General features: G+C 70.0%; 7 protein-coding genes. 4 read left to right on the top strand and 3 right to left on the bottom strand.

The features are described from left to right. The first annotated feature begins 316 nt into the window (after window positions 1-316). On the top strand, window positions 317-721 hold the full coding sequence (locus tag CH341_RS25140) for a hypothetical protein (RefSeq protein WP_111421717.1): 405 nt from the start codon (window positions 317-319) through the stop codon (window positions 719-721). After that, window positions 714-2,225: an ImmA/IrrE family metallo-endopeptidase gene (locus CH341_RS25135; protein WP_111421716.1), complete on the top strand. Its 1,512-nt coding sequence runs from the start codon at window positions 714-716 to the stop codon at window positions 2,223-2,225. The genes CH341_RS25140 and CH341_RS25135 overlap by 8 nt, the downstream gene beginning before the upstream one ends. Window positions 2,226-2,324: 99 nt before the next feature. Here CH341_RS25135 and CH341_RS25130 read toward each other — a convergent pair whose 3' ends face one another. Beyond that, on the bottom strand, window positions 2,325-3,125 hold the full coding sequence (locus CH341_RS25130) for an ABC transporter substrate-binding protein (protein ID WP_111421715.1): 801 nt from the start codon (window positions 3,123-3,125) through the stop codon (window positions 2,325-2,327). Window positions 3,126-3,305: 180 nt separating this feature from the next. Here CH341_RS25130 and CH341_RS25125 point away from each other — a divergent pair, with 180 nt between their 5' ends. Further along, window positions 3,306-3,899 (top strand): MOSC domain-containing protein, encoded by a 594-nt coding sequence (locus CH341_RS25125; protein WP_111421714.1) that lies wholly within the window; start codon window positions 3,306-3,308, stop codon window positions 3,897-3,899. Window positions 3,900-4,041: 142 nt separating this feature from the next. Here CH341_RS25125 and CH341_RS25120 read toward each other — a convergent pair whose 3' ends face one another. Then, a complete protein-coding gene (locus tag CH341_RS25120) occupies window positions 4,042-5,664 on the bottom strand; it encodes an ABC-F family ATP-binding cassette domain-containing protein (protein WP_111421713.1) in 1,623 nt (540 codons plus the stop codon). Window positions 5,665-5,815: 151 nt separating this feature from the next. Beyond that, window positions 5,816-6,550: a YggS family pyridoxal phosphate-dependent enzyme gene (locus CH341_RS25115; RefSeq protein ID WP_111421712.1), complete on the bottom strand. Its 735-nt coding sequence runs from the start codon at window positions 6,548-6,550 to the stop codon at window positions 5,816-5,818. Window positions 6,551-6,663: 113 nt separating this feature from the next. Between CH341_RS25115 and CH341_RS25110 the strand changes: the two genes are divergently transcribed. Continuing rightward, window positions 6,664-8,072, top strand: a 1,409-nt coding sequence (locus CH341_RS25110; protein WP_111421711.1) for a sensor domain-containing diguanylate cyclase, incomplete at its 3' end; no start/stop codon positions are given.

The following is an 8,072-nucleotide window of genomic DNA, read 5'->3' as shown; positions in this document are numbered from 1 at the left end:
TCGACCGCCGCCACCCTTCGCCACCGGCCCGCTCCGCCGCCCGACGTCACCGGTCGACGTCCCTCGTGGAGCGGGACGGAGGGAGTGTGAACCGGATAGGAATTTAGTCAAGAGGCCGGGGCCTCGCGCTCTTGTGCGGTTTGCCGGGCCAGCCCGCAGTTGTTACGATCACCGCCTTTCGGACGCAGACGTGTTTTCGGCAGTGGCGCTCGCGCTCAGGAACGCAGGCGCGAGAACCGCCTCGGCTCGGGCCGAATTCGACTGAAATCCGATTCGACAAGGCCCCCTGTTCGCTGACCGGCCGTGCAAACCCGAGATGCCCGAATTCTATCGCGGCTCGAAAAAGCATAAGAACCGGCCGGCGACCGGGAGAAAGGGCACGCTGTGCCCGGAATGGACTCACATCACGGATGTCGGCCTCGGAAACGATGTCGACACGCACCCTTGGGAAGAGACGCAGGCCGGGCGCCTGTTCGAGAACAGTCTTCCCTGTCCGGACGGCTCCGGTCGGCGCTTCGCGACGGCACGGGGCATCGCCTTCGTCGCCGTCCCCACCAACGACGGAACCTGGCACGGCTATCCGGTGCCGTGGCAAAGCGTTCCTGCGGCGCTCAAGAATCGTTGGCAGGACGAAAAGCTGATACGGTCACGCGACCTGAAGCGATACATGGAGAGGCCCACGGACGAGGTCCACTGGGCGCTGGAATCCGACGATGACTGAGTTCACCCGGTTTGGAGACCCGCAGCGGTTCTCGATCGCGGTGCGGTGGGTTCGCGACAGCGAGCCGCGCGAGCGTCGGCCGGCGGACCATGGATGGTCGATGGGCGATCTCAGGATCGACGTCGCCGGGCGCAACATCACGCAAAGCCTCCAGGGCAACCAGCCGAAGGCTCATGTCGGCTGGTATCTGTCACCGCTCCTGGAGTGGCTCGCCGACAATTGGATCCCGCTGCTGCACGAGGAGGACTTTTCCTGGTCGGAGAAGTCTTCTGCACCGGCCTTGGTGGCCTGCCGGCGCGCCCTGGACCGCTGGATCGGCGAATCCGACGAGACCGGACGCGCAACCTACGCGGCCGCGCAGGCCTGGTATCGTCGTCACGCGCTGCGGGCCGCCGCGGAGGGCGGTCTGTTCCCGGACCTGTTCGTTCGCCGCTTCATCGACGACATCGAGCTGTCCTGGTCCCCGGCGCCACCGCTCTTCGCGCCGGACAGCTTCACCTTCATCGCCGATCCGGGCACGGCGCGGCTTCCGGTAGCGGACGTTGCCGGCCCACTCTGGGAGGCCCTGACCTGGGCGGTCGGGACCGCACCGGCCGAGGAGGATGCCGATCGGGCTGCGGTCGCGCGCCTCGCGGCCAAGGTCGCTGCGCTGCACGACACGGCGGCCGCTGAGATGGCGACCGCTTACGTCCCGGCGGATCTCCTCGCGAGCGTTCGGGCTGCTCTTGCGAAGATCGGCGCCGCCGCGCACCGTCTGCTCGACGACGTGCGGCTCGCGAACGTCCCGGCCGTCTCCACATTCTCGCCTGCCGTCGCGATGTTCGGCGGCGTGACGCCAAATCTTTCCGGCGAGGATGTCGACACGATCTCGTGCCTTCTGGCATCACGCATGGACGTTGCGGAGGCTCCCGCCCTGGCGGACCTCGTCCGGCCGCGTGCCGCGGTTCCGCTCGGCCTTCCACACCAGGACGGCTACGACTTCGCCGCGGACCTCTTGGAGGACCTCGACGAGCCCGGCGAGGCCGAATACATCGATATCCGCGGCGTCGTCCGCCGGCTCGGGATCGAGGTCAGGGAGACCCGCCTGGTCACCGACACCATCCGCGGCGTCGCCCTTGCGGGTGAGGGATTCGGCCCCACCATCCTGGTGAACACGTCGAGCATCTACAACGCCGCCGAACAGGGCCGGCGGTTCACGCTGGCCCACGAGCTCTGCCACGTCTTGTTCGACCGTGGCCGGGCCCGTCGGGTGGCTGTGGCGAGCGGCCCTTGGGTCGCGCCCGGCATCGAGAAACGGGCGAATGCGTTCGCGGCTTACCTGCTGATGCCCGGCACGCTCCTGCGACGGCTGTTGCCGGGGCAGCAGCGCATCGAGCGCGATGACATCGTGAATGCCGCTGCGACCTTGCGCGTGAGCGAATCGGCTCTGACCGAGCACATCTACAATCTGGACCTGATCGGCGAGTGGGATCGCGAAAGACTGCGCGCTGCGTTCCGCGGCTGACTGAATCGAAGCTCCGGCTCGCGGACGGCGCGCAGCGCGTCGTGCCACGGGCGAAGCCCGCCCTGACACTGGCAGGGACGATGATAGAGGGCGACGAGATCACTCCCCCTTCGCCGGAGGCGCCACGGTGGCGTCGGCGCCGCCGCTGCGTTGGAGGGAGGCGGCGACGGCGCCCGAGGCTTTCATCTCCTCGACGAAGCTCTTCAGGTAGCGGAGGCCGGCGGGGCGGCCCTTCGGGGTGCCGACGGCCTGCTCGATCACCATGAAGCGGCCCGGAAGGGTGCGAAAGCCCGGGCGCTCCGCCGCGAAGGCGTCGATCGCCTGCTTGACGCCGGCCGCCGCCTCGAGCTTGTCGCGCGCGAACATCTCCATGGCTTCGGGGCCGCTCGGCTCGCGCACCAGCGTCGCCTGCTTCAGCGCGCGGGTGAGATGGAGGTCGTAAGCGCTGCCGCGCGCCACGGCGACCCGGACACCGGGACGATCGACCGCGTAGAGCGTCGTCAGCGGCGACGCGGCCGGGACCAGATAGACGCCCTCGATCTCGACATAGGGCGCGGAGAAATCGATCTCGGCGCCGCGCACCGGATCGACGGCGAGAAACACCAGATCGATCTCGCCGCGCTTCACCGCTTCGAACACCTTTCCGGCGGCGTCGAACACGACGAACGTGGCCGGCACGCCGAGGCGGCGCGCCAGCTCGCGGGCCAGATCGGGCGACACGCCGCGCGGCTCGCCGCTGCCGGGATCCTTCTGGGCCAGCACCGGATTGCCGTAGTTGATCGCGACCCGCAGCGTTCCGGTCGGCGCCAGCGCGGCCGCGGCCTCGGGCGGCGCGCCTTGCGCGACGGCGGGCGCGGCCAGCGCGAGCGACACGAGCAGCACGGCGATGGTCCGAATCATGGGCTCCTCCCGGCGTGCTCTCGTCGAGGACGGCACGCGACGGCGCGAGCCTACGCGGCGGAGGGACGGCCGGGCAAGGACCGCCGGCGCGGCGCGGCGGCGCTCGGCTCGGCTTGGCTTCGCGCGGCCGATGGGTTACGCCGATCGGCCCCGGGGTGGACCGACACAGGAAGGTGATCCGTGCCGACTGACGCGAGCGCTCGACCGATCGTCCTGTCCGTGCATGCGAGCGGCGGGCACGCCTTCAGCAAGCCCGCCGGCGCGGTCGTCCGCCTGATCGAGAACTGGGGCGTCGAGGGCGACGCCCATGCCGGCCTCACCGACCAGCACGTCTATCACGTCAAGCGCTTCGGCCCGACGCCGAACCTGCGGCAGGTCCATCTGATCGCGGCCGAGACGCTGGACGATCTCGCCACCCAAGGTCACACGGTCCGGGCCGGCGAGCTGGGAGAGAACATCAGCACCCGCAACCTGGATCTGCTCGCGCTGCCGACCGGCACGCGATTGAGCCTCGGACCCGACGCCGTGATCGAGCTGACCGGCCTGCGGAACCCGTGCGTGCAGATCGACAAGTTCCAGCGCGGGCTCACCAAGCTCCTGGTCGACCGCGGGCCCGACGGGCCGGTGCTCAAATGCGGCGTGATGAGCATCGTGATCAGGAGCGGCGAGGTGCGGCCGGACGACGTGATCACGATCGCGCTGCCGTCGCTCCCGCACACGCCGCTGGCCTACGTGCCCCCGGTGGCGGCGACTCACGGCAGTGTCGGAGCCTGACTCGTCATGCCCGGCCTCGTGCCGGGCATCCACGCCTTCAAAGCTCATCGACGGCAAAGACGTGGATGGCCGGGTCAAGCCCGGCCATGACGAAGGGAAGCTCGTCGGGTCGGCAACGTATCCGACCAACCCGGCGACCTGATCAGGTCCTCAAGCCCGGGGCTTCCTGGCCGGTGCGGGCGACGTATTCGGTGTAGCCGCCGCCGTACTGGTGGACGCCGTCGGGCGTCAGCTCCAGCACGCGGTTGGAGAGCGCGGCGAGGAAGTGCCGGTCGTGCGAGACGAACAGCATGGTGCCCTCGTAATTGGAGAGCGCCGCGATCAGCATCTCCTTGGTGGCGATGTCGAGGTGGTTGGTCGGCTCGTCGAGCACCAGGAAGTTCGGCGGGTCGTACAGCATCAGCGCCATCACGAGCCGCGCCTTCTCGCCGCCCGAGAGGACGCGGCAGCGCTTCTCCACGTCGTCGCCCGAGAAGCCGAAGCAGCCGGCGAGCGTGCGAAGCGAGCCCTGGCCGGCCTGCGGGAAGGAGTCCTCCAGCGTCTGGAAGACGGTGCGGTCGCCGTCGAGCAGATCCATGGCGTGCTGGGCGAAGTAGCCCATCTTGACGCTGCCGCCGACCACCACGCTGCCGTCGTCCGGCGCCGTGGTGCCGGCGACCAGCTTGAGCAGCGTCGACTTGCCGGCGCCGTTGACGCCCATCACGCACCAGCGCTCGCGCCGGCGCACGACGAAGTCGAACCCGTCGTAGATGCGCTTGCTGCCGTAGCCCTTGTGCACCTTCTTCAGGCTGACGACGTCCTCGCCGGAGCGCGGCGCGGTCGGAAAGTCGAACAGCACGGTCTGGCGGCGCCGCGGCGGCTCGACCTTCTCGATCTTGTCGAGCTTCTTCACCCGACTCTGAACCTGGGCCGCGTGCGAGGCGCGCGCCTTGAAGCGCTCGATGAACTTGATCTCCTTGGCCAGCATCGCCTGCTGACGCTCGAACTGCGCCTGCTGCTGCTTCTCGGCGAGCGCGCGCTGCGCCTCGTAGAACTCGTAGTCGCCCGCGTAGGTGGTGAGCGAGCCGCCGTCGATCTCGATCACCTTGCCAACAATGCGATTCATGAAGGCGCGGTCGTGCGACGTCATCAGCAGCGCGCCCTCGTAGCCTTTGAGGAACTGCTCCAGCCAGATCAGGCTCTCCAGGTCGAGATGGTTGGAGGGCTCGTCCAGCAGCATGACGTCGGGGCGCATCAGCAGGATGCGGGCGAGCGCCACCCGCATCTTCCAGCCGCCCGACAGCGCGCCGACGTCGCCGTCGATCATCTCCTCGGAGAAGCCGAGGCCGGCCAGCACCTCGCGGGCGCGCGCCTCGAGGGCGTAGCCGTCGAGCTCCTGGAAGCGGTGCTGCACCTCGCCGTAGCGCTCGATGATGGCCTCCATCTCGTCGGCGCGGTCCGGATCCGCGAGGGCGTGCTCGAGCTCGGCGAGCTCGGCCGCGACGGCGCTCACCGGGCCGGCGCCGTCCATCACCTCGGAGGCGGCGCTGCGGCCCGCCATCTCGCCGACGTCCTGCGAGAAGTAGCCGATGGTGACGCCGCGATCGACCGACACCTGGCCCTCGTCGGGCGGCTCCTCGCCCTTGATCATGCGGAACAGCGTGGTCTTGCCGGCGCCGTTGGGGCCGACCAGGCCGATCTTCTCGCCCCGCTGCAGGGCCGCGGAGGCCTCGACGAACAGGAGATGATGGCCGTTCTGCTTGGAGATGTTGTCGAGGCGGATCATGGGAACGCGGATGTCTCGGGCGGGCTGAAGGGTGGATCTCGGGCGCCCTTATGGCACGCCCGGCCGGCGGGAGAGAAATTTCGCGCGGCGCTCGGGTTGGCGGGGGGGCGGGACGCGCGGCCCGGTCCTCACGGCCCCCCGGCCGGGCGGCTCAGTCCCCCGCGGCGTCCGCCGCCGCCATGGGCCGCTCGCCGAAGATGGCGGTGCCGACCCGGACATGGGTGGCGCCGAACCGCACGGCGACGTCGAAGTCGTCGCTCATGCCCATCGACAGCAGCTCCAGCCCGTTGCGGCGGGCGATCTTCTGGGTCAGGGCGAAATGCGGCGCCGGCGCCTCGTCGGCCGGCGGGATGCACATCAGGCCGCCGATGCCGAGATCGTAGACGTCGCGGCAGGCGGCCAGGAAGGCGTCGGCCTCCTCGGGCAGCACGCCGGCCTTCTGCGGCTCGGCCCCGGTGTTGACCTCGACGAACAGCAGCGGCTGGCGGCCGGCGCGCTGGACCTCCTTGGCCAGCGCCGCACACAGGCTGGGGCGATCGACCGAGTGGATGGCGTCGAACAGCGCCACCGCCTCGCGCGCCTTGTTGGACTGCAGCGGCCCGATCATGTGGACGGCGACGCCGGGATGCGCCTCGCGCAAGGCCGTCCATTTGGCCTTGGCCTCCTGCACCCGGTTCTCGCCGAAGACCCGCTGGCCGGCGGCGATCACCGGCTCGATCTCGTCTCGCGCGAACGTCTTGCTCACCGCCACCAGAGTGACGGAGCCGGGATCGCGCCCCGCCGCGCGGGCGGCCGCGTCGATGCCGGCCCGCACGGCGGCGAGCCTGGCCGGTGCGGACACCGCATCGTCCGCAGGCTCGGATGTTCCTCGATCACGATTCGTCATAGCGGAAAGACTCGAATTTTAGCGATCGGCTGAAGGCCGCCTTTACCCCGACGCGGTAGCATTATCTGGGGAGTGGGACATGTCTCATGAAAAGCCAGCAGCGGTCTCTTAGCATGCCGCACCGCCGCACGCCGAGGCTGAGCATCCGGGCCCGCCTGATGCTGCTGGCCCTGCTCGCCGTGGCGCCGCTGATCATCGACCGCGTGCACCTGACCGAGACCGGTCGGGTGGAGCGGGTCCAGACCGCCTATGCCGAGGTCGTCACCCTGGCGCGGCGCGCCCGCGACGCCCAGGTCGAGACCATCGACGCCACCCGGGCACTGCTGCAGGTGGTGGCGCGCGCCTATGTGGCCGTCGATGCGACCCCGGCGAACTGTGCCACCTTCCTGTGGGGCTTCGTATCCGACGCACCCTGGATCACCAGCCTGTCGGTGGTCGGGGCGGACGGACGCATCGCCTGCTCGACCCGCCGCCAGGCGATCGGGCTCGACGTCTCGGACCGCGACTACGTGAAGGACGTTCAGCGCAACCGTCATTACGTGCTCAGCGACTATCTGCTCGAACGCTCCTACGAGAAGTCGAGCGTGCTGATGGCGTTCCCGATCGTGCGGCCGGGCAGCACCGAGACCGACGTCCTGCTGGCGCCGGTCGACCTGCACTGGCTCGCCCGCATCGGCCAGGGGCTGGAGAGCCGCGCCGGCATGGCGGCCTATCTGATCGACGGCAAGGGCACGGTCCTGGCCGGCGTCCAGCGCCGCGAGCGGCTGGTCGGCCGGCGCTACGACAACCATCCGCTGGTGCAGACCGTGCAGGCGCAGCCGGACGGCACCGCCGCGCTGGAGGGCTTCGACGGGGTGCGGCGGATCTTCGGCTTCACCCAGATCCCCGGCACCGACGCCCGCATCGTGGTCGGCTTCGAGGAGCGCGAGGTGCTCGGCCGGATCGACCGCGACTCCGGCATCGCCTACCTGCACGTCGCCTTCTTCGCGCTGCTCACCATGATCGCGGCCTGGCTGGTCGGCGAGCACCTGATCGTCGAGCCGATCCGGGCGCTGGCCCGCACGGCGACGCGCATCGGCCAGGGCGACCTGCAGGTGCGCACCGATCCCGAGAGCTGGGCGCCGGAGTTCGCCCCGCTCGCCACCGCGCTCGCCGACATGGCGGGGCGGCTCGCCGCCCGCGAGCGCGAGCTGCGCTCCGTCAACGAGCATCTGGAGGAGCTCGCCTCGATCGACGCGCTGTCCGGGCTCGCCAACCGGCGCAGCTTCGACGCGCGGCTCGCGGCCGAGTGGCAGCAGGCCGCCGAGGCCGGCCACACGATCGGGCTCCTGATGATCGACGTCGATCATTTCAAGCTGTTCAACGACGGCTACGGCCACGTCCAGGGCGACACCTGCCTGCGCCAGATCGGCCGGGTGCTGACCTCCGTCGCCGAGGGCGCCTCGGACTTCGCCGCCCGCTACGGCGGCGAGGAGTTCGTGCTGCTGATGCCGGGCGCCGGTCTCGACCGCGCGGTCGAGAC

Origin of the sequence: Rhodoplanes roseus (assembly GCF_003258865.1) — a bacterium.
In the GTDB taxonomy this organism is placed as follows: Bacteria; Pseudomonadota; Alphaproteobacteria; order Rhizobiales; family Xanthobacteraceae; genus Rhodoplanes; species Rhodoplanes roseus.
Note: the sequence above shows the minus strand (reverse complement) of the source record. Positions and strands in the feature narration are given on the sequence as shown.